Source organism: Stappia sp. (genome assembly GCF_965276915.1).
Lineage (GTDB): Bacteria > Pseudomonadota > Alphaproteobacteria > Rhizobiales > Stappiaceae > Stappia.
This window is the reverse complement of the sequence record NZ_OZ255709.1, coordinates 1,705,395-1,725,786: the sequence shown is the minus strand read 5'-3', so window position 1 is coordinate 1,725,786 and position 20,392 is coordinate 1,705,395. Positions and strand designations below refer to the sequence as shown.

General features: G+C 67.6%; 18 protein-coding genes. 6 read left to right on the top strand and 12 right to left on the bottom strand.

Annotated features, from left to right (window positions below; all coding sequences use genetic code 11):
* The first annotated feature begins 9 nt into the window (after nucleotides 1-9).
* Nucleotides 10-516, top strand: coding sequence for a Clp protease N-terminal domain-containing protein (locus ACQY46_RS08060; RefSeq protein WP_428699738.1), 507 nt, complete (start codon nucleotides 10-12; stop codon nucleotides 514-516).
* Between the two features lie 62 nt (nucleotides 517-578).
* Here ACQY46_RS08060 and ACQY46_RS08055 read toward each other — a convergent pair whose 3' ends face one another.
* From ACQY46_RS08055 to ACQY46_RS08045, 3 genes are all read right to left on the bottom strand, one after another.
* Entirely contained in the window at nucleotides 579-1,367 is a 789-nt protein-coding gene (locus tag ACQY46_RS08055) for a ChbG/HpnK family deacetylase (RefSeq protein ID WP_428699737.1), read from the bottom strand.
* 92 nt (nucleotides 1,368-1,459) lie between these two features.
* Nucleotides 1,460-2,965, bottom strand: a complete 1,506-nt coding sequence (locus tag ACQY46_RS08050; RefSeq protein WP_428700437.1) for a glycosyltransferase family 39 protein — start codon at nucleotides 2,963-2,965, stop codon at nucleotides 1,460-1,462.
* Nucleotides 2,966-2,996: 31 nt separating this feature from the next.
* Nucleotides 2,997-4,148 carry a glycosyltransferase family 2 protein gene (locus tag ACQY46_RS08045; protein WP_428699736.1) on the bottom strand — a complete coding sequence of 384 codons (1,152 nt, stop codon included), beginning with the start codon at nucleotides 4,146-4,148 and terminating at the stop codon, nucleotides 2,997-2,999.
* A 650-nt stretch (nucleotides 4,149-4,798) separates the two neighbouring features.
* On the opposite strand from ACQY46_RS08045, the gene ACQY46_RS08040 reads away from it, so the two are divergent.
* The gene (locus ACQY46_RS08040; protein WP_428699735.1) at nucleotides 4,799-6,232 is read left to right on the top strand and encodes an amidase; all 1,434 of its coding nucleotides are present in this window, start codon (nucleotides 4,799-4,801) and stop codon (nucleotides 6,230-6,232) included.
* A gap of 453 nt (nucleotides 6,233-6,685) precedes the next feature.
* On the opposite strand, the gene ACQY46_RS08035 is transcribed toward ACQY46_RS08040, so the two are convergent.
* The 6 genes from ACQY46_RS08035 to ACQY46_RS08010 all read right to left on the bottom strand — a co-directional run bounded on the left by ACQY46_RS08035 (nucleotide 6,686) and on the right by ACQY46_RS08010 (nucleotide 12,451).
* The gene (locus ACQY46_RS08035; protein WP_428699734.1) at nucleotides 6,686-7,555 is read right to left on the bottom strand and encodes an isocitrate lyase/PEP mutase family protein; all 870 of its coding nucleotides are present in this window, start codon (nucleotides 7,553-7,555) and stop codon (nucleotides 6,686-6,688) included.
* A gap of 111 nt (nucleotides 7,556-7,666) precedes the next feature.
* The gene (locus ACQY46_RS08030) at nucleotides 7,667-8,941 is read right to left on the bottom strand and encodes a TRAP transporter large permease (protein WP_428699733.1); all 1,275 of its coding nucleotides are present in this window, start codon (nucleotides 8,939-8,941) and stop codon (nucleotides 7,667-7,669) included.
* 6 nt (nucleotides 8,942-8,947) lie between these two features.
* Nucleotides 8,948-9,454, bottom strand: a complete 507-nt coding sequence (locus ACQY46_RS08025; protein WP_428699732.1) for a TRAP transporter small permease — start codon at nucleotides 9,452-9,454, stop codon at nucleotides 8,948-8,950.
* A gap of 81 nt (nucleotides 9,455-9,535) precedes the next feature.
* The gene (gene dctP, locus ACQY46_RS08020) at nucleotides 9,536-10,534 is read right to left on the bottom strand and encodes a TRAP transporter substrate-binding protein DctP (protein WP_428699731.1); all 999 of its coding nucleotides are present in this window, start codon (nucleotides 10,532-10,534) and stop codon (nucleotides 9,536-9,538) included.
* Nucleotides 10,535-10,860: 326 nt separating this feature from the next.
* Nucleotides 10,861-11,475 (bottom strand): DNA-3-methyladenine glycosylase I, encoded by a 615-nt coding sequence (locus tag ACQY46_RS08015; RefSeq protein ID WP_428700436.1) that lies wholly within the window; start codon nucleotides 11,473-11,475, stop codon nucleotides 10,861-10,863.
* A 253-nt stretch (nucleotides 11,476-11,728) separates the two neighbouring features.
* Entirely contained in the window at nucleotides 11,729-12,451 is a 723-nt protein-coding gene (locus tag ACQY46_RS08010) for a protein phosphatase CheZ (protein WP_428699730.1), read from the bottom strand.
* A 245-nt stretch (nucleotides 12,452-12,696) separates the two neighbouring features.
* On the opposite strand from ACQY46_RS08010, the gene ACQY46_RS08005 reads away from it, so the two are divergent.
* On the top strand, nucleotides 12,697-13,431 hold the full coding sequence (locus ACQY46_RS08005) for a DUF2927 domain-containing protein (RefSeq protein ID WP_428699729.1): 735 nt from the start codon (nucleotides 12,697-12,699) through the stop codon (nucleotides 13,429-13,431).
* A 237-nt stretch (nucleotides 13,432-13,668) separates the two neighbouring features.
* Nucleotides 13,669-14,406, top strand: coding sequence for a L,D-transpeptidase (locus ACQY46_RS08000; RefSeq protein ID WP_428699728.1), 738 nt, complete (start codon nucleotides 13,669-13,671; stop codon nucleotides 14,404-14,406).
* Between the two features lie 128 nt (nucleotides 14,407-14,534).
* Here the strand turns inward: ACQY46_RS08000 and glcF are convergent, their stop codons facing one another.
* From glcF to ACQY46_RS07985, 3 genes are read right to left on the bottom strand one after another with little or no spacing between them, the layout of a single operon-like run.
* On the bottom strand, nucleotides 14,535-15,878 hold the full coding sequence (gene glcF / locus ACQY46_RS07995) for a glycolate oxidase subunit GlcF (RefSeq protein ID WP_428699727.1): 1,344 nt from the start codon (nucleotides 15,876-15,878) through the stop codon (nucleotides 14,535-14,537).
* 1 nt (nucleotide 15,879) lies between these two features.
* The gene (locus ACQY46_RS07990) at nucleotides 15,880-17,097 is read right to left on the bottom strand and encodes an FAD-binding protein (protein ID WP_428699726.1); all 1,218 of its coding nucleotides are present in this window, start codon (nucleotides 17,095-17,097) and stop codon (nucleotides 15,880-15,882) included.
* A 49-nt stretch (nucleotides 17,098-17,146) separates the two neighbouring features.
* Complete coding sequence (locus ACQY46_RS07985; RefSeq protein ID WP_428699725.1) at nucleotides 17,147-18,643, bottom strand: FAD-linked oxidase C-terminal domain-containing protein; 1,497 nt, start codon at nucleotides 18,641-18,643, stop codon at nucleotides 17,147-17,149.
* A gap of 187 nt (nucleotides 18,644-18,830) precedes the next feature.
* On the opposite strand from ACQY46_RS07985, the gene ACQY46_RS07980 reads away from it, so the two are divergent.
* Complete coding sequence (locus ACQY46_RS07980) at nucleotides 18,831-19,787, top strand: LysR family transcriptional regulator (RefSeq protein ID WP_428699724.1); 957 nt, start codon at nucleotides 18,831-18,833, stop codon at nucleotides 19,785-19,787.
* Between the two features lie 156 nt (nucleotides 19,788-19,943).
* On the top strand, nucleotides 19,944-20,342 hold the full coding sequence (locus ACQY46_RS07975) for a c-type cytochrome (RefSeq protein WP_428699723.1): 399 nt from the start codon (nucleotides 19,944-19,946) through the stop codon (nucleotides 20,340-20,342).
* Nucleotides 20,343-20,392: the final 50 nt, after the last annotated feature.

The window sequence follows — 20,392 nt, the reverse complement described above, 5'->3', positions numbered from 1 at the left end:
GAGACAGCGATGTTTGGCGGCATCAGGAAGCGACTGGAAAGCATGCGCGCGATCAGGATGCTTTGCCGGCAGGCGGAGCTGCATGCCCGACGCGACGCGAAGACGGAGCCGGGCGCGGAGCATTTCATGCTGGCCGCCCTCGACCTGCCGGACGGCACCGCCCGGGCGGCCTTCGCACAGGTCGGCGCGAATGCCTCGTCCTTCGGGGACGCGATCGCGCACCAGTATGACGAGGCGCTGCGTCATATCGGCATCGAGCCACCGACGGTTCCCCGGCACGGCCCGCGCGGGGATGCCGGCAGCGCCGGTGGCGGCCTCTATCATACCTCCGCATCCGGCGGGCAGGTGATGCGGGCGCTGACCGCCGGCCGCAAGGATCACGTCCCGCTGGTGGGGGCTCATGTCGTCGCTGTCGTGGCCGACATGGAACAGGGTGTCGCCGCGCGGGCGCTCGAGGCGATGGGAGTGGACCGCGGCGCGCTGAAGCGGGCGGCGGAGGGTGCCGCGCGGGCCTGAGACCGGCCGCACGCGTCCGCTCCAACACGGCCTGCCGAGGCCGAACGCCAGTAGAGAAAACGTCAGTAGAGAAAGATGTCCTTTTCCATCAGGAGCAGCGGAAAGGTGCTGCCCCTGAGAAAGGCGTACTGGGCGCTGCGCGTGTCGAGCCTTGCGCGCGGTTCGGCGCGCCGCAAGCGGTCGTCGACCTCGCCCGGCTGGCAGAAGACAACGGTGCGGTCGGAGAGCCCGTCGAGCCGGCGGCGCACATGATGGACATGGTCCGCCTCCTCGACGGTGGCGGGAAAGGCCGGGCCGCGCTGCAGCACGCGCAGGCCGCACTCGCCGGCCAGGCGCGCGAAACGCCGGGCCGCGCGCGGCTCCAGCTGCGGCATGACCACGCGCGGCGGCCAGCGGCGCAGGCCCGCCTGCTTCAGCACCACACGGGCCAGCGCCGGCACGGCAAGCAGGTCGTCCGTGACGTGGAGGAAGTCGGCCGGGCGCTGGTAGAACTCCTCGAAACAGGCGAATTGCGCCTCGACCTCGTCGGCGATCATCTCGTCCGGCAGCAGCCGCAGGGCGCCGCGAAAGCGCCACCAGCGGGGCCCGGGGAAGGCGTCGCCAAACTGGCCGCGCCCGCGCACGGAAAGCGGCTGGTGCGGCTGGGTGAGCGCCAGCGTCAGCCCGACCAGGGTGCGGTGGCGGACGCTGTCGACGGCATCGCGCAGCGGCAGGTATTCGCGCGACCACAGGTCCGACACGACGAGGCAACCGACGGCGGAGAGTGCGCCGGCCCCGATCAATTCGCGCAGGGCCCGGTCGACGCCGAAGGCGAGGCCGTAATCGGCGGAGGTCAGCAGGATCCGTTTCATCGCCCGATTCTATGCAGCGTGCCGGCCCTCGGCGCCACCCTCTTTTTTGCGCCGCCCCGGGGAAGGGGCCAGGGGAGAGTTCAGGGGAGAGCTCAGGGGAGCGGATAGACGGGATCGAGCGGGCCTGGCCTGCGCGGGTCCGAGATCGCGTAGACGACGAGGGTCTCGAGCGGCACGCCCCTGACCCGCCGGGTCAGCTCGGCGACGCGCGCGACAGTGGCGAAGCGGGCCGAGAGCCCGTCCGTGCCAGGGTCGCGCCGCTCCTCGACGACGAAGAGCGCGGGCCGCGCAAGCACCGCCGGGTCGGGATCGGGGCGCATCGCGTAGCGAATGCGCTCGGTAAGCTGCTCGACCGGCAACTGGCGGTCGAGCTGGAAGGCAAGCTGTGCGCTGAGCCCGTAGCCATAGGTGGCGATCCAGCGGGCATCGTGCGCGCCGGCGAGCGCGACAAGCTCCTTGCGGATCTCCTCCCAGCCCCGGGTCTGGAAGGTCGGGTCCTTGCGGGCAAGCGCGCCGGTGAAGGGCGTCACCGCATGGGCGTAGACCAGGAGCGAGACGGCAAGGCCGAGCACGATGGCGGTCCCGGCAAGGGCGCGCCAGAACCGGGCGGCTGCGGCCGGGGGATCGGCGGCGACGATCGCCGCCATCAAGGCCAGCGCCGGAAACAGCGGCGCCGGCCAGTTGCCCTGGACGCGCGAATGGAGCGAATGGGCGAGCAGGTAGAGAAAGAAGGGCAGGCTCGTCCACAGCAGCAGGCCGGCGGCGGGTTCGCCGCGAAAGGCGCCGCGCACGACGCGCACGAGGCCGATGCCGGCGAGCAGCGCGATCAGCGGGTTGAGCAGGCCGATGACGGCGCCGAGGAACTCCGGCAGATAGCGCGAGGACCAGCCGTCCGGCACGGCGCGGCCGAACTGCTTGGCGAAGGAGGCCCATTCATGGGCAGCGTTCCAGGAGACGACCGGCACGACGAGCGCCAGCGCGATCAGCCCGCCCGCCCAGAGCTGCCAGCTCCGCCACCAGCGCCGGGCTTGCGGCACCAGCACGAGGAACGCGACGATGCCGGCGCCGAGGAAGAGAACGGAATACTTTGCATTGAGGCCGAGGCCGGCGAAGAGCCCGATGGCCAGCCACCACCACGGATTGCGGCCGCTCGTCAGCTCCGCCAGCGCCCAGACGGCCAGTCCCCAGAACAGCACGGAAGGGGCGTCGGGCGTGGCGATCAGGCCGCCGATGCCGACCAGCAGCGTCGCGTTGAGAAAGAGCACGGCGTATCCGGCGACACGCGGCCCGTAGAGCAGGAAGCCGGTGCGCCACAGCGCGGCCGAACCCAGGATGCCGGAAAGGACGGCGAGAAGCCGCAGGCCGAGCGCGGTGTCGCCGGCGATCCACTGACCCAGATGGACGAACCAGCCGATCATCGGCGGATGGTCGTAGTAGCCGGTCGCCGGATAAAGCCCCCAGAGCCGGTAATAGGCCTCGTCCTCGGCAAGGCCCGACTGCGCCGCGACGACGAGGCGCAGGCCTGTCAGCGCGCAAACGAGCAGGACAAGGAAGAAAGGCCGCAGCCAGAAGGGCAGCGGCGCGCGGTCGCGCGGCATGCTCACGATCGCGTCCCCGCAGTCGGCGCGCTCACGCCTTCCGCCATGTCAGCACCGAGCTTGCCGCGTAGTTCCACACCGCGCCCATCACCGCGCCGGCGGCGCCCGCCAGCCCGATCAGGATGCGTCCGGCATCTTCCTGGTAGACCAGCGAGGCGACGCCGACATTGGCGATGACGCCGAAACCGCAGACCAGGTAGAAGGTCAGCAACCCGCGCAGCGCGGCCAGGCCCCTGAGCCGCCGGTCGCGATAGGTCAGGCGGTTGTTGAGCCAGAAATTGGTGGTCATGGCGACGAAGGTCGCCGCCGTTTGCGCCAGCTGGAAGGACATGCCCTCAAGCTCGATCAGCGCGAACAGCGCCGCCATGTGGACGATGACGCCGGAGGCTCCGACCATCATGAACATGAGGAAGCGCACGGACACGACGTCGCCGACGAATTTTGACAAGAGAAGCCCCAGGAAATCGAGCGCGACCAGCGTGTCGAGCTTGCTCTGCCCGTGCAGCCTTTCGCGGAAGACGAAGGGAAGCTCGACGATGCGCAGGCTGCCGCGCGCGGTCGCGACGATGTCGAGCAGGATCTTGAACCCTTGCGAGGAAAGACCGGGCGCCAGCCGTTCCACCTCGGAGCGGCGGATCATGAAGAAGCCGCTCATCGGGTCGGAGAGGGTGACGCCGAGGAGCAGCCGGGCGAGCCGGTTGGCGAGCCCCGAACCGGAGGCGCGCACGGAGGAAAGACCCGACCCGACATCGCCGCCCTCCACGTGGCGGCTGGCGACCGCAAGGTCGGCGGCGCCGTTGGAAAGCGCCGCCAGCATCTTCGGCAGCAGGGTCTCGTCATGCTGCAGGTCGGCATCCATCACCGCGACATAGTCGGCGGAGGAGGCGAGCATTCCCTCGATGCAGGCGCCCGAAAGGCCGCGCCGGCCGACCCGGCGGATGACGCGCACGCGCGGATCGCGCGCGGCGATGGCACGCGCGGCCTCCGCCGTTCCGTCGGGCGAATTGTCGTCGACGACGATGGCCTCCCAGGCGATGCCGGCAAGCACGGTGTCGAGCCGGTCGATCAGGACCGGCAGGTTGTCGCGCTCGTTGAAGGTCGGCAGCACGACCGAAAGCCGCGCCGTTGCGGGGCGCGCCGCGCCGTCAGGCTCACTCGTCTGCGATACGCCGTCGACCGGCATGGGAACTCCGAACATTGAGGAACCGAACGCTTTCGTGAAGCCGCGCACGGCCATCTGGCCGGCTGCGGCAGGATCGCGCGGGACCATAGTCCGAACGCCCCCGATTGCAAGCCTGCATGCTGATGCACCGGCTTGAGGGTTAAGCGCGGAGGGCGAAGGGAGGGACGCAGGGAGAGGCGGTGGCAGGAGAGGCGGCCGGGATCGCGGGCGGGCGCCGGCCGGTCTGACCCCCTGACGGCGCGGGGCTCGCCGTCCGCCGCAACCGATGGGAACCGACATGCCGGCCGGGGTCGCCAACGGGTCCCTGCCCTGCGCTTCGCTTCGGCCGGGATGACGTTTGTGGGGAGGCAAGTGCAGAAGGTCGACGGCGACCTCGGCAGCGTGGAGGGATGATCGCCGAGTGGGAGGCATGCGCCGGTGCGCGCAGACCCTGCGGCAATGCTCCCGCCCCCTGCCCTCTCGCCGCCCAAATGCCTGTTGCCGCTTGCATATCCTGTGCAAGATGCGCCACTCTCGGAGAAAGGATCAGGACGGCGCCCCCCAGTGCCGGATCGTCCGCCGGGCGGCACCGGGCCGCCCTTGCCGCCGGGCATCCCCTGTCCGGCCGGGTCCGGAGCGCCGGACATTTCAAACAGACGGGAGAGAGACGAATGGCGAATGGCGAGATCACCAGCCTTGGCGCGCGGGCCCTGTCGCGGGCGATCCACGAGCGGCAGGTGTCGGCACGCGAGGTGATGGAGGCGACGCTTGCCCGCATCGCAAAGGTCAATCCGAAGATCAACGCCATCGTCTCGCTGCGCGAGGGGGACGCGCTGCTCGCCGAGGCGGACGCGGCCGATACGGAGCTTGCCGCGGGGCGCTCGCGCGGGGTCCTGCACGGCATTCCCCAGGCGATCAAGGACCTCGCCATGACCGCCGGCCTGCCCACCACCATGGGCTCGCCGGTCTTTGCCCGCCAGGTGCCGGAGGAAGACAGCATCCATGTCGCCCGGGTGCGGGCGGCCGGCGCCATCATCATCGGCAAGACCAATGTGCCGGAATTCGGCCTTGGCTCGCATACCTACAACCCGCTTTTCGGGGCGACGCTCAACCCTTACGACCGGACAAAGAGCGCCGGCGGATCGAGTGGCGGTGCGGCGGCGGCACTGGCCACCCGCATGCTTTGCGTTGCCGATGGCAGCGACATGATGGGCTCGCTGCGCAATCCCGCCGCCTTCTGCAACGTGATGGGTCTTCGCCCCAGCTACGGCCGGGTTCCGGCCGGCCCCGCGCCTGAGGTCTTCTTCGACACGATGGCAACCGACGGACCGATGGCACGCAGCGCCGACGACCTGGCGCTGCTTCTTTCCGTGCAGGCCGGTTACGACCCGCGCGCGCCGCAATCGCTTGCCGGCGACGGATCGGAATTCGCAGCCGAGCTGGCCGACGATGTCGCCGGCACGCGCATCGGCTGGCTCGGCGACCTCAGTGGCCACCTGCCCTGCGAACCCGGTATCCTGGAGCTCACCCGCGCCGCCCTCGACGCCTTCGCCGGGCGCGGCTGCACGGTCGGGGAGGCGGAGCCTGCCTTCGAGGCGGAGCGCGTCTTCCAGGCCTGGATCGACCTTCGGAGCTGGCGTGTCGCGGGCAAGCTCGGCCCGCTCTACGATGCGTCGGCGACCCGCGACAAGCTGAAGCCGGCAGCGATCTGGGAGATCGAGCGCGGGCGGGCCTTGCCGCTTGCGCGCATCGAGGAGGCAAGCGCGGTGCGCAGCGCCTTTTACCGGGCGATGCTGCGCCTGTTCGACCGTTTCGACGCGCTGGTCATGCCGAGTGCCCAGATCTTCCCCTTCGACGTCACGCTCGACTGGCCGGCGGAAGTCGCGGGCCGGCCGATGGACACCTATCACCGCTGGATGGAGACCGTCGTCCCGGCAAGCCTGCTCGGGCTTCCCGCCATCTCGCTGCCAGCCGGCTTTTCACCCAGTGGCCTTCCGGCCGGCTTCCAGCTCATCGGACGGCCGCGCGACGATCTCGGCGTGCTGCGCCTCGCCAAGGCCTATGAGCGCGGGACGGACTGGCTCACCCGCACTCCGGAGTTATGAGGTTCCGAGGTTCTGAGGTTCTGAGGGACAGGAGAACGACCGCCGCGCTTCCCGGAGAGATCCCGCGAAGGACAAAGGAGACCGCTCCGGGGGAGGAGCGATCTCCTTGACGGGTGGCCGATCGGGGTGGACCTCCCGCAGAACCGGCGGCGATGCTCGACGGCGGATCGGGAACGGCCGTCGCGCCGCCTGTTCCGTTCCGGTCTACGCTGCACGCCCCCGGCCCGGATCACAGATGCCGGTCCGGCGGCCTCGGGTGCTGCGCAGGACGACAAAAGAATGCGACTTTTTCGAACAATTTCGCGCAGAAACTTGCACAAAATTGTTCGAACTTGTCGAAATTGAACAAAGTGAGAAAACCCGGTGCCGGCGCTTCCTGGTCCGGCCAGGCGTTCCCCTGTCCCCGCCGGGCCGCGTGGACAGGCGGGGTGAACATGCCCCGGACCGGATCGCTCAGTCGCGGCGGTCGGCGTAGGCCGCTTCTTCCTCGTAATAGGCATCGAAACCGACGGCCTTGCGCAGATCGGCGAAATCGAGCAGCGCAGCATCCGGATGGCCACCCGCCTTCATCACCGCAAGCGCCTCCTGCATGGCACGGGTCATGGCCGAGAGCAGCGTCAGGGGATAGGCGGCAAGGCGGTAGCCGATGCGCTGAAGCTCGGCATGCGGCAGCATCGGCGTCGCGCCGCCCTCGACCAGGTTCGCCATGTGGACGCCCGGCACTTCGCGGCAAATTGTCTCCATCTCTTCAATGCTTTGCGGCGCCTCGACAAAAAGCATGTCGGCCCCCGCGTCGCGGAACGCGCGGGCCCGCTCCAGCGCCTCGTCGAGCCCGTGGCCATGGCGCGCATCGGTGCGGGCGAGGATAAGGATGTCGGCGCCCTCCTCGCGCGCGTCGACCGCCGCCTTGATGCGGTTCACCGCCTCGGTGCGGTCGACCACCAGCTTGCCGCGGGTGTGGCCGCAGCGCTTTGGCGCCACCTGGTCCTCGATCATCACCGCCGCCAGCCCGGCCTGCGCGTATCCCCGCACGGTGCGCTTCACGTTCAGCGCGTTTCCGTAGCCCGTGTCGCCGTCGCCGATCACCAATGCCCGCGTCGCGGCGGCGACATTGCGGGCCGTGTCCGCCATCTCGCCATAGGAAATGAGGCCCGTGTCGGGCTGGCCGATGCGGGTGGCGGAAACCGCGAAGCCCGACATGAAGGTCACGTCGAAACCGGCGTCGCCGATCAGGCGGGCCGAAAGGCCGTCGAAACAGCAGGGCATGACGGTGAAAGGAGTGGCGGCGAGATGGGCGCGCAGCCGTGCGGCGGGTGAGGACATTGTTTCCTGCCTTTGTTCTGCCTGGCGGCCGGCCCCGCGAACGCGGGCCGGCAAGATCTTGGTTTCAAAGGACCGAGTGCCTCCGGCGATGGGCCGAAGGCTCGCCGGTCGCTACAGCTTGAAGGGGATGTAGAGCACCAGGTCGGTCCACCAGAAGATCAGCAGGACACTGGCCAGCATGATCGCCAGGAACGGCCAGACGCCGGTCGAGACCTCGCCCATCGTCGCCTTTCCGACCGCCTGTATGACATAAAGGTTCAATCCCACGGGCGGCGTGATCAGCGCGCACTCGACCATGATGACGAAGAAGACGCCGAACCAGATCGGGTCGATCCCGAGAGCGAAGAGCGCCCCGGAAAGCACGGGGACCATGATCAGCATCATGGAGAGCGCCTCGAGGAACAGGCCCATGACGAGAAGCACCAGCGCGACGACGAGGATGAACATGCCGGCGGTGGAGATATGCTCCGACAGGAACATCGAGATGTCCTGCGGAATCCGGTAGAGCGTGATCGCCTTGCCGAACACCTTGGCACCGCACACGATCAACAGGATCGCCACCGTGGTGGTCATGGACTCGGCCACCGCATCGCGCAGCTTCGGCCAGTCGAGCGTTCTCAGGATGAGACCGACGACGATCAGCGAGCCGAGGAAACCGACGGCGGCGGCCTCCGTCGGCGTGAAGATGCCGGCATAGATGCCGACGATGACAAGCGTGGCCAGCAGCACCGTCGGAAAGGCCCTGATGGCGGTCGACCGGCGCTCGCCCCAGGTCGCCTTGGGGCTTGGCTGGTAGTCGGCGGCGAAGCTTGCGTAAAGCACCGACCAGGCGATGAAAAGCGCCATCAGCATCAGGCCGGGGCCAATGCCGGCGAGGAACAGCGCGATGATCGATTCCTCGGTGATGACGCCGTAGACGATCATCGGGATCGAGGGAGGGATAAGGATGCCGAGCGTGCCGCCGGCGGCAAGCAGGCCGAGCACGAAGCGGCGGGGATAGCCGCGTGCCGTCATCTCGGGAATCGCGACCGTGCCGATGGTCGCGGCGGTGGCAACCGAGGACCCGGAGATCGCGGCGAAGATGCCGCAGGAGAGGATGGTGGCGATGGCCAGTCCGCCCGGCCAGTGGCCGACCCAGGCCTGGACGGCGGCGAAAAGATCGCGGCCGACACCGCCCTTGAGCAGCACGTTGGACATCAGCAGGAACAGCGGCACGGCGATCAGCACGAAACTGTCAGCGGCCGAAAGCAGCCCCTGCGGCACCATCAGCGGTGACAGTCCGCCGAAATAGAGCAGGCCGAGGCCGAGGCCGGCAAGCGTGAAGGCGACCGGGATGCCGGCCAGGAGCAGGGCGAAAAGCGCCAGCAGAATCAGGATGGTGGTCATGTCGCCTCAATGCTCCAGCGGCGCGCGCGGCGTGTCATCGGGTCCGTTCAGCGCCACCCGCAGCGCCTCGACGAGCGCTTGCAGGGCAAGCAGGGCGAAACAGGCGGGGAGCGACGCCTGCGCCCACCAGGCCGGCAGGTCCAGCATCGAGCCGGTGGTGCGCCCGCGGGTCAGGGAATCGCCCGCGATGCCGCCGCCATAGATGACGATGAAGAGGGCCAGCGCCGCCACGAAGAGCAGGGCGAAAACCTCCTGCGCCTGACGCAGACGTGGCGGCAGGTGGTCGGTGACCAGGGTGATCACGATGTGCTGGCGCCGATGCACCAGGATCGCGGCGCCGCCGAACGTCGCCCAGACAAGGAACATGCGCGACAGCTCTTCCGCCCAGATCGTCGGGGCGATGAAGACATAGCGCATGACGACCTCGTAGCAGAGCATCAAGGCGATCGCGAAATAGGCCCAGCCGGCGACGGTCCCGGCGAAGCGGGACACGCGGTCGATCATACGCAGCATCGGCGTCATCCGTGCATGTTGACTAACGGGAGAAACCGGGGCGACGGCTGCCGCCCCGGTGGTATGCGGCGAGATGCGTGCTCAGTTTCCGAGCGCGCGGGCGGCGGCGAGAACCTTGGCCCCCAGATCGCCGGAATCGGCGAGAAACTGGTCGTAGACCGGCTGCGCGGCTTCCATCCAGGCGGCGACTTCGGCATCGCTGAGCTCATAGACGGTCATGCCGTTTTCGCGGGCCGCTTCATAGGCTGCGGTCTCGATACCGGTCATGCGGTCGCGCACGTCGTTCTCGGCGAAAACGGCAGCTTCCGTGATCCACGCGCGCTTCTGGTCGGACAGGCCCTGCCAGAACTGCTCGTTGACGACGACGATGAACTCGATGTCGGCATTGTTGGTGACGGTGATCGTGTCCATCACCTCCCACAGGCGGCGGCTCTTGACGCCGGAGACGCCGGTCATGCCGACATCGACGGTGCCGCGCTGGTAGGCGATGTACTGCTCGGAGCCGGAGACCAGCGTCGGCGCGCCGCCGGCGGCCTTGATCCATTCGCCGAGCGTCTTGCCGAAGACGCGGACCTTTTTGCCGACGACATCGGCCGGGGTCTTGATCGGGCCGCCATTGGACAGCAGCACCGAACCGCCATAGGCCTGCCACCAGACCACGCGCGCGCCGGTTTCCAGGATCGCCTCGTCAAGCGGTCCGCGCACCGGGCTGCCCGGAGCCACGGCCTTGCGCACCAGCTCCTCGCTGTTCAGCAGGAAGGGCATGTAGAAGACGTCCACCGCCGGCACGTCGCCGACATAGCGGGTGAGCGAGGCAACGCCCATCTCGATGGACCCGGAACCGACGGCCTGCGGAACCTCGTTGTCCTTGTAGAGCTGTGCCGAATCGTAGATCTCGACGGCGATCTCGCCCTTGGAGATTTCCTCGACCTTCTGCTTGAAGAGCGACAGGTTCTCGCCGAGATGGCTCTTGAGCGGCAGCTGCAAGGTGATGCGCAGCGTCGTCGTCTCGGCCCAGGCCGCCGACACGGTCAATGCGAGGCCGGCGGCGAGGCCGACGGCGAAACGAGCGAGTTTCATAACATTCCTCCCTTCGGGCGCCCAAAATGCGCACCCGGATGCGGCACCTTGTGGCAGCCGCTGTTTTATGTTCAGGCGCGCGGAATCCGGCGCGTGCCGCTCTCCCCGCCCCGTTTCGGTCCCAGGACCCTAGGCCGCATGAGTAACCTCATACCGGTCGCCGATCCTACACGATTTGCCGGACCCGAGCACAATTTCGAATCGTGTCCACAACAACTGGCGCGCCCCACGCCTCCAGCCGCGAAAGCTCGGCAAATACAACAGTAGCTAAGCGCATGCATCGCTTCCGCGCAACTACGGAAATCGACTGAATACAATCGCTGGTTTTATTTTGGGCGGACAAATTCCGAACGTTGTTGCTCCGCCTGCACACGTATGCAGCATCCATCGAGGTGATCGTTGACGAGGCCCATCGCCTGCATGAACGCATAAACGGTGGTCGGCCCGACGAAACTCCAGCCGCGCTTCTTCAAATCGCGCGACAAAGCCTTGGACGCCGGGGTCTGTGCAAGCACCGACAAGGAGGCGTGATCGAAGCGCTCGGGCCGCTCGGAGGGATCCGGCTCGAAACTCCAGAAATAGGCGGCGAGCGATCCTCGCTCGGCAGCGAGATCACAGGCGCGCCGCGCGTTGTTGATGGTGGAGACGATCTTGCCGCGATGGCGCACGATGCCGGCATCGCCAAGCAACCGCTCGATGTCGGCATCGCCAAACCTTGCCACGGCCTCCGGATCGAAACCGGCGAAGGCCTTGCGGAAGTTCTCGCGCTTGCGCAGGATCGTCAGCCAGGACAGGCCGGACTGGAAACCCTCAAGGCAGATCTTCTCGAACAGGCGCCGGTCGTCGGCAACGGGCCGGCCCCATTCGTTGTCGTGATAATGCAGGTAGTCGGGCTTGTTGCCGTGCCACCAGCAACGCGTGGCGCCGTCCTCGCCGACCATCAGCCCCGCCGCCGGTTCCCCGTGTTCCTCGCTCAATGTCAGCCTCCATGCCCGCCCCGGCCGGCGGCCGGGTGTATTGTTCACTCTTTGTTCGGAATAGCGAATTCGGCGCCGCCTGGCAAGCCGGCCCGCAAGGGGCCGGCAACCGGACACGCGCCACGCCTTGCGAGCACCGTTCACGAAGGCCCGTTCCGGCCGGTTTCCCGGCGCGGATGGTCGTAACAACAGGTGGACGGACTGCGGGGAAAAGAGTTCAGGCGAAGAGCGCGTCGATATCGTCCTGGCTGGCGACACCTTCGTCAATGTCGAGTGCCGGACCGTTGAGAAGTGCGGCATCGCCCTCGCGCTGCGGCCGGCCTTCCGGCTCGATCGCCTTGAACGTCTCGATGCCGCCCCAGATGTCCATCATCCGGATGATGCGGTCCTCGATGAAGCGCAGCGTTCCGATCACCTTGGTGATGCGCTGGCCGGTCAGGTCCTGGAAGTTACAGGATTCGAAGATCTGGACGACCTTCTCCTGGATATCGTTGGCAAGCTCGGCGTCCTGGCCGGAGAGCCGCGCGCTCAGCGTGTTGGCGGTCTCGTCGATGAATTCCGCCGCCGATAGAATGCCTTCCGTCGCGCCCTCGGTGCCGCTGACGACCGCGTCAAGCTCGTTGGTCACCCGCGTCATGTCCTGGCTCTCGGAGCCGGCCGTGTTGTGCAGGGTCGCGATCTCGCGCTTGGTCTTGGCGATGGCCTCGTAGATCGAGTCGAGCTCGGCCTTCAGCTTCACCGCCTCGCCCAGCTCCTGCTTGAATTTCTCAAGCACCTGGTCGCCGACCTCCTCGGCCGGACGGATCAACGCCTTGAGCGAGGCGATCTCCGCCATGAGCTCCTGGTGCCGGTAGTCGGAACCCGCCGCGGAGGGGGAGGTCTTGACGCCCGACTGCTGCAAAAGGCTTTCGGCTCTAAAGGCTCTTCTCGTCGCCATCATGGTCGGCTTCGTCTCCACATCTCGGACCAGGTGCTGTCTCGGGTGCAGGACAATCTATACAAGTCGAGTTTTAAGGAATTGTTCCTCCAGCAGATCCTTTGCCGGGGCACGTGCCCGAAAGGCCACGGGTTCCGCCGAAGTGGCGGGCGGGCGTGATTTTGCTTTCCGCACGGCTCTCCGGTTTTGTATGGTTGCCGCTGGCGGTCGACGCTCGCCGTCCCCAAACAGAGAGCCGGAACCCGCTCGTGCGCCGACCGATACCGACATTTGTCGTCCTGATCTTCTGTGCCCTGCTCACCGGAGCCGGCCTGCAGGGCAGCGCGCGTGCGAATCCCTATACGTTCTCCACCGAGGAACTGGTCGACGGGTTCATGAAGACCGTCTTCGGCCTCGAGTACCGGTCGTGGAGCTGGCAGCCCTATCTGGTCAAGAAATATGCCGGCCCGGTGCGCTTCTACGTGCACAACATGGCGCGCAAGAACCGCAAGCCGACCGTCTACCGGTTCATCGACCAGATCGGCGCCAGCATTCGCGGGCTGGCGACCGCGATCGTTGCGAGCCCGGCGGATGCGAATTTTCACGTCTATGTGGTCGATCGCAGCCAGTATCGCGACATCGTCCAGCGGCACATCTACAAGGACCCGAACGCCGACGTTCCCGGCCGCTGCCTCGTGCGGGTGGTCTCCGACAGCCGCGGCATTTCGCAATCGGCGGCGGTGATCGTCTCCGACGAGGGCGACTTCCTGTTCCGGCGCTGCCTGGTGGAAGAGCTGCTGCAGGGGCTCGGACCGATGAACGACGATCCCTCGCTGTCTCATTCGGTCTTCAACGACCGGTCCAGGCACAGCCGCTTCACCTCCTTCGACCGGCTGATCCTCAACATGCTCTATCACCCGCGTATCAAGCCGGGCATGCGCCCCTCGCAGGTCGAGCCGCTGCTGCCCTCGATCGTCCGCGAAGTGCGGCCGCTGGTGAACTGAGGCGTCCGGCCGTTAACCGGCGGGCACCGGCGATTCAGGACTTGTTGACCACGTCCCTCAACGGTGCGCTAACCACGCCGCGCGATTCCTTGCGGACTTGCGTCAAGGTTTACGATTGACTGCCCGCAACCGGATAATCTTTCGACCCATGTGCCGTTGCCTCGGTCCGGACCCCTCCGGCACCGCCCGTTCCGGCGCATGGACCCGTGTACCGACGAAGAGGTTGCGAGTACGTCGATGCAACGAACATCAAAGCTACTTGCCGCGCTGGCGTGGATCGGCGCCTGCGCGCTGTCGCCGGCCCAGGCCGATTACCGCAGCGGCGCCAGCGCGCCGCCGCTTCTGCTCAGCCCGGACCTTACCGAACCCTGGGTGCTGCAGTTGCAGCCACACCGGCGCAGCCTGCGCGCGCAGGTGACCAGCCGTCCGGCCGCGCGCGTGCGCCCGCCTGTGCAGATGCAGCCGCAGCGGGTGCGCCACATGGGCGTTGCTCCGGCCGCACCGGCACGCCAGCGGCCGCAGCGCACGGTCGATCCCCGTTTCCTGCCGACCACGGTTGCCTATGACGGCAAGCACGCGCCGGGAACGATCGTCATCGATACCAATGAGCGCTATCTCTATCTGGTGGAAAAGGGCGGTTTCGCGCGGCGCTACGGCGTCGGCGTCGGGCGGCCCGGCTTCGAATGGGCCGGCACCCACAAGGTGACCCGCAAGGCGGAATGGCCCGACTGGCGGCCGCCGTCGGAAATGCGCCAGCGCCAGCCCAGCCTGCCGAGCTTCATGCCCGGCGGACCGAAGAACCCGCTGGGCGCACGCGCCCTCTACCTGGGCTCGACGCTCTACCGCATTCATGGCTCGAACGAGCCGTGGACGATCGGCAAGGCCGTCTCCTCCGGCTGCATCCGGATGCGCAACGAGGACGTGATCGACCTTTACCAGCGCGTGCCGGTCGGGGCCAAGGTCCAGGTGATCTGAAGGCTGCGCAGCAGCGGCGTTCAAGGCGAAAAAGCAAAAGCCCCGCGGCGGCCTCGCCGCGGGGCTTTTGCATTTGTCATGACGGCCGGTCGGTCGATCCGTGCAAGGCGGGCGTCACTCGGCGGGCGTCACTCGGCCGCCTCCACGGCGCGCGCGGCCAGCGCGGTCTCGCGCAGGGCGAGCGGCACCGGTCCGCCATAGGCCCAGTCGAGCAGCTCCGCCGTATGGACGATCGGCAGGCCGGTGCCGCCGCCGATCTGGGTCATGCAGCCGATATTGCCGGTGGCGACGAGGTCCGGCGCCGTCTTCTCGATATTGGCGACCTTGCGGTCGCGCAGGCGGCGGGCGAGATCCGGCTGCAGGATGTTGTAGGTGCCGGCGGAGCCGCAGCACAGATGCCCCTCGGGCACGTCGCGCACGGTGAAGCCGGCCGCCTTCAAGAGGTCCTTCGGCTGGCGTGTGATCTTCTGGCCGTGCTGCATGGAGCAGGCGGAGTGATAGGCAACGACAAGCCCGCCCGGCCGCTCCGGCGCGCCGAGCTCCAGGGTCGGCAGGAACTCGCTGATATCCTTGGCCAGTTCGGATACGCGCGCGGCCTTTTCGGCATACGCTGGATCGCCGCGCAGCATGAAGCCGTAATCCTTGATCGTGGTGCCGCAACCGGACGCGGTAATCACGATGGCGTCGAGCCCCCCGCCCTCGATTTCGCGCCACCAGGCATCGACATTGCGGCGGGCGTCGGTGAGCGCCCGCTCCTCCTTGCCCATGTGATGGACGAGCGCGCCGCAGCAGCCCTCCCCTTCCGGCAGCACCACATCGATGCCGGCACGGGTGAGCAGGCGGATTGCCGCCTCGTTGATCTGCGGCGCCAGAACCGGCTGGGCACAGCCGGACAGCATGGCGACGCGGCCGCGGCGCGCCGTGGTGGCCGGAAAACTCCCCGGACCTTCCATCGCTGAACGAAGCGGTGCGCGCGCGGGCGCCAGTTCCAGCATGGCGCCAAGCGGCTTCAGCGGGCCTCCGAGCGTCTTCAGCAGTCCGGCGAAGGGCCGGGCGAAGAAAGCGGCCACAAGCGACATGCGGAAGCGGCCCGGATTGGGCAGCACGAAGGCGAGCAGCTCGCGCGTCAGCCGGTCGGCGAGCGGACGCTTGTAGGTCTGCTCGATATGGGCGCGGGCATGGTCGACCAGGTGCATGTAATGGACGCCCGAGGGGCAGGTCGTCATGCAGGACAGGCAGGAGAGGCAGCGGTCGACATGACGCACGGTGCGCGCATCGGCCGGCCGGTCGTTCTCGAGCATCTCCTTGATCAGGTAGATGCGCCCGCGCGGGCTGTCGAGTTCGTCGCCAAGCAGCGTGAAGGTCGGACAGGTCGCCGTGCAGAAGCCGCAATGCACGCATTTGCGCAGGATCTTTTCCGATTCCGCCATGTGCGGATCGGCAAGCTGGTGGATGGAGAAGCTGGTCTGCATATCAGTGTCCCGCGGTCATGCGGCCCGGATTGAGGATGCCGTGTGGATCGAACTGTTCCTTGAGCCGGGCCGAAAGGGCGGCAAGCGGCGCCGGCTGCGGCTGGAACACGGGGATGGCGGAGCGAAGGGGCGCTGGCGCGCGCACCAGCGTGGCATGCCCGCCGCCGGTGGCCGCGACGACGGACCGGATCTCCCCGGCGCGGGCCTCATCCCCCGGCACGGCGAGCCACACAAGACCGCCCGACCAGTCGTAGAAGGCGATGCAGGAAAAGGCCTCCGCCAGCTGCGCGACCACGGCGGGGCCGGCGGTCGGGGCAACGGAGATGCGCCAGACGATATCGTCGGTACCGGCGAAGGCTTCCGCGTCGCGCACGGCCCGCCACAGGTCGCGCGAGGCCTCGGCCTCGATCCGCGTGACGCTGGCGCGTGCGCCAAGCAGGCCGCGCAATTGTTCGAAACGGTAGTCGACGGAGGGGCCGAAACCCTCCAGCCGCAGCAAGGTGGAGGGACCGGCGAGCACATGACCGCGCGCGGCAAGGCGGTTGGCGGCGTTGTCCGGAAGATGCGCGGCGGCGGAAACCTCGGCCGACGCGCCCATGGCGGCAGTCATCGCCAGCGCGGCGTCGGCATCGGAAAGGCCGGAGAGCAGGAAGGTCGCCTCGGTCTCGGCACGCGGCAGCACCTTCAGCGTCAGGCAGGTGGCGATGGCCAGCGTGCCCCAGGATCCGGTGAGCGTGCGCGGCAGGTCGTAACCGGTGACATTCTTCACCACCCGGCCGCCGGACTTGAAGATCTCGCCGCGTCCGGAGATCGCCTCCATGCCGAGCACATGATCGCGCGCTGCGCCGTGCTTGAGCCGCTTGGAGCCGGCAAGGTTGGCCGCGACGACGCCGCCGAGCGTGCCGAGCCCCGCCGGCTGGCCGAGCAGCGGGCCATAGTCGAGGGGGTCGAAGGCGAGTTCCTGGCCGGCGGCGGCAAGGGCCGCCTCAATCTCGGCCATCGGCGTGCCGGGCAATGCGGTCAGGATCAGCTCGGCCGGCTCGTAGAGCTCGATGCCGGAAAGCTGCGACATGTCGAGCAGATGGCCGGCCTGGACCGGGCGCCCGAGGGCGCGCTTGGAGGCCTGGCCGACGATCTCCAGCGGCTCGTGCTCGGCCGCCGCCCAGCGGACGACGTCGCGGGCCTCCTCGGCCGTGCGCGGCTTGAACGTGTCTGGCATGGTGTCTTCTCGTCCTGGCTTGCGGTTCGGCTCTGTCGGAAACGGGGGGTCAGAAGCGGGGAATGTCGGGGAACGGCAACTGCCCCTTGCTGACATGCATCCGGCCGAGCTCGGCACAGCGATGCAGCACCGGGAACACCTTGCCCGGGTTGAGCAACTGCTTGGGGTCGAAGGCGCACTTGACCCGCTGCTGCTGCTTGAGGTCATCCTCGGAGAACATTTCCGGCATCAGGTCGCGCTTCTCGATACCGACGCCGTGCTCCCCGGTCAGCACACCGCCGACCTCGACGCAGAGCCGCAGGATATCCGCGCCGAAGGCTTCGGCCGTCTCCAGTTCGCCCGGCTTGTTGGCGTCGTAGAGAATGAGCGGATGCAGGTTGCCGTCGCCGGCATGGAACACATTGGCGCAGCGCAGCCCGTGCTTCTCGCTAAGCTGGCGCATGCGGGCGAGCACCTCCGGCAGGGCGCGGCGGGGGATCGTGCCATCCATGCACAGATAGTCGGGCGAGATCCGCCCCACCGCCGGGAACGCCGACTTGCGCCCGGCCCAGAAGGCGAGCCGCTCCTCCTCGGAATTGGAGACCCGGAGCGACGTGGCGCCGTTGCGCCGGGCAATGGCCTCGACCTCGGAGAGCAGGTAGTCGACCTCCGCATCCGGACCGTCGAGCTCGACGATCAGCAGTGCACCGGCATCGCGCGGATAGCCGACATTGACGAAATCCTCGGCGAAGTTGATGGCAAGCTCGTCCATCATCTCCATGCCCCCCGGGATGATGCCGGCGCCGATGATCTCCGCGACGCACTGGCCACCCGCCTCGCTGGAGGGGAAGCCGACCAGGGCGGCGCGCGCCGTCTCCGGTTTTTGCAGGATGCGCACGGTCACCTCGGTGACAACGCCGAGCAGCCCCTCCGAACCGGTCATCAAGGCCAGCAGGTCGTAGCCCTCGGCATCGAGATGCTTGCCGCCAAGACGGATCACCTCGCCGGTGATCAGCACCATTTCGAGGCCGAGCACGTTGTTGGTGGTGAGCCCGTATTTGAGGGAATGCACGCCGCCGGAGTTTTCCGCCACGTTGCCGCCGATGGAACAGGCAATCTGCGAGGAGGGATCGGGCGCGTAATAGAAACCGAGATGCTCGACCGCACGGGTGATGCCGAGATTGGTGACGCCGGGCTGGGCGACGACGGCACGATTGGCCGCGTCGACCTCGATCACCCGGTTGAACTTCATCATCGACATGAGGACGCCGTCGCCAACGGGCAGTGCGCCGCCCGACAGCGAGGTGCCGGCGCCGCGCGGCACCACCTTGACCCCGTTCTCATGGCAGTAGCGCAGCACCGCCCCGACCTGCTCGACCGTCTCCGGCAGGACCACGACCATCGGCATCTGGCGGTAGGCGTTGAAGCCGTCGGACTCGTAGGGCCGCATGCCGATCTCGGCGTCGATCACCCCTTCGCCGGGAACCATCGCCTTGAGCGCCTTGACGATTTCCGATCGCCGGGCGAGCACGTCGGCGTCGGGTAGGGGCATGGCAATGCCGGTCATGGCGTTGTCCTTCCTTTCGGTTCAAGATGCGGCGTCAACAAATCCACCCGGACGGGGCGCACGTATAGATCCTGAAGAGCGAAAATTGACGGCCTCGGGACGGTTCTGGCGCTTGACCCAGTTTACATGTCCTGCGTCTGTCATGAATCTTTGAAAGCAGACAAGAACCAAGTCCGGTGCGTTGAAAATGAGCAGTTTCCCAGACATGGAGATTTTCGCCCGCGTGGTCGGGGCCGGCAGCATGTCGGCAGCGGGCCGGGAAATGGGCCTGTCTCCGGCGGTGGTCTCGAAACGCCTGCGCCGGCTCGAGGATCGCCTCGGCACGCGGCTGCTCCAGCGCACCACCCGGCAGCTGGCGCTGACGGAGGCGGGTCAGGGCTACTACAAGCGTGTCGTCGCCATCCTGGCCTCCGTGGAAGAAGCGGAGGCCTTCGTCACCCGGCGCTCGGCGATCGCGCGCGGCACGTTGAAAGTCAGCGCGCCGACAGCCTTCGGCCGCATGCATGTCGCCCCGCATCTGGGAGCCTTTCTTGCCGACAATCCGGACCTGTCGTTCAATCTCGACCTTTCCGACGAACTCATCGACATTGTCGGCGAAGGCTACGACCTTGCCATACGTATCGCGGAACTTGAGGATTCCAGCCTCGTCGCGCGCCGGCTGGCGCCGGTCCACAGGGTTCTGTGCGCCGCGCCCGCCTATCTGGAACGCTGCGGCGCGCCCGGGTCCGTGGAGGAACTGCAGGCCAGCCATTCGTGCATCTCGACCACCCAGCAGGACATCTGGCGACTGGCCGGTCCCAAGGGTATCGAAATGGTGCGCACCGGCGGTCCGATCCGCACGAATTCCAGCGAAGTCGTGCGGGAGGCCCTTCTGGCCGGGCTCGGCATCGCGCTCAGGTCGACATGGGATATCGGCCCGGAGCTGCACGACGGCCGGTTGCGCATCGTCCTGCCGCATTACCGCGCCTCGAAGAATGTCGGCCTGCACGCGGTCTATCCGAGCCGGCGCTTCCTGCCGGCGAAAGTTCGCGTCTTCATCGACTTTCTCGCCAAGCTCTATGGCCCCGCTCCCTACTGGGACCAGGGGCTCGACCAGTGGCTGACGATCCCCGACAGCGCGCCGGTGACGGCCGAGGCCGGCTGATCCGCAAAGGGGCGCCCGAGCCAATGCGACATACTGACCCTGCCCTTGCGGGGTGACGTCGCCGTGGAGCATGCTAGTCTTCAGGGACCTGTCCGACAGGCCTTCGGGCGACACGCGCCCGGACTGAGGAACAAGAGAGTTTCGGGAGAGATGCTTATGAAACGTCTGATGCTGCTTGCTGGCGCTGCCATTCTGGCTTTTTCGGCGAACGCGCATGCCGAAGGCGACGCAGCCGCCGGCGAGAAGGTTTTCCGCAAGTGCATGGCCTGCCATGCCGTGGGAGAAGGCGCCAAGAACAAGGTCGGCCCCGCACTCAACGGCATCGTCGACGGCCCCTGGGGCCATGCCGACGACTACAAGTATTCCAAGCCGCTGCTCGAGGGCAAGGAAGCCGGCAAGGTCTGGGACGCCGAGACGCTCGGTGCCTATCTCGAGGCACCCAAGAAGGTGATCCCGAAGGGCAAGATGGCTTTTGCCGGCCTCAAGAAGGAAGACGAGCGCGCCGACGTGATCGCCTATCTGACGCAGTTCAACGCGGACGGCACGACCAAGTGACGCCGGCCGCCGGGCCAGGGTCCGGCGGCTGCCGATCAAGTGCGACAAGA

Coding starts and splice junctions, on each gene's coding strand:
- dctP (WP_428699731.1), bottom strand. CDS start 10,534: ATGAAACTCGCTCGTTTCGCCGTCGGCCTCGCCGCCGGCCTCGCATTG.
- ACQY46_RS08015 (WP_428700436.1), bottom strand. CDS start 11,475: ATGGTCGGCGAGGACGGCGCCACGCGTTGCTGGTGGCACGGCAACAAG.
- ACQY46_RS08060 (WP_428699738.1), top strand. CDS start 10: ATGTTTGGCGGCATCAGGAAGCGACTGGAAAGCATGCGCGCGATCAGG.
- ACQY46_RS08050 (WP_428700437.1), bottom strand. CDS start 2,965: ATGCCGCGCGACCGCGCGCCGCTGCCCTTCTGGCTGCGGCCTTTCTTC.
- ACQY46_RS08055 (WP_428699737.1), bottom strand. CDS start 1,367: ATGAAACGGATCCTGCTGACCTCCGCCGATTACGGCCTCGCCTTCGGC.
- ACQY46_RS08010 (WP_428699730.1), bottom strand. CDS start 12,451: ATGATGGCGACGAGAAGAGCCTTTAGAGCCGAAAGCCTTTTGCAGCAG.
- ACQY46_RS08025 (WP_428699732.1), bottom strand. CDS start 9,454: ATGCTGCGTATGATCGACCGCGTGTCCCGCTTCGCCGGGACCGTCGCC.
- ACQY46_RS08035 (WP_428699734.1), bottom strand. CDS start 7,555: ATGTCCTCACCCGCCGCACGGCTGCGCGCCCATCTCGCCGCCACTCCT.
- ACQY46_RS08045 (WP_428699736.1), bottom strand. CDS start 4,148: ATGCCGGTCGACGGCGTATCGCAGACGAGTGAGCCTGACGGCGCGGCG.
- ACQY46_RS08040 (WP_428699735.1), top strand. CDS start 4,799: ATGGCGAATGGCGAGATCACCAGCCTTGGCGCGCGGGCCCTGTCGCGG.
- ACQY46_RS08000 (WP_428699728.1), top strand. CDS start 13,669: ATGCAACGAACATCAAAGCTACTTGCCGCGCTGGCGTGGATCGGCGCC.
- ACQY46_RS07985 (WP_428699725.1), bottom strand. CDS start 18,643: ATGACCGGCATTGCCATGCCCCTACCCGACGCCGACGTGCTCGCCCGG.
- ACQY46_RS07980 (WP_428699724.1), top strand. CDS start 18,831: ATGAGCAGTTTCCCAGACATGGAGATTTTCGCCCGCGTGGTCGGGGCC.
- glcF (WP_428699727.1), bottom strand. CDS start 15,878: ATGCAGACCAGCTTCTCCATCCACCAGCTTGCCGATCCGCACATGGCG.
- ACQY46_RS07975 (WP_428699723.1), top strand. CDS start 19,944: ATGAAACGTCTGATGCTGCTTGCTGGCGCTGCCATTCTGGCTTTTTCG.
- ACQY46_RS07990 (WP_428699726.1), bottom strand. CDS start 17,097: ATGCCAGACACGTTCAAGCCGCGCACGGCCGAGGAGGCCCGCGACGTC.
- ACQY46_RS08030 (WP_428699733.1), bottom strand. CDS start 8,941: ATGACCACCATCCTGATTCTGCTGGCGCTTTTCGCCCTGCTCCTGGCC.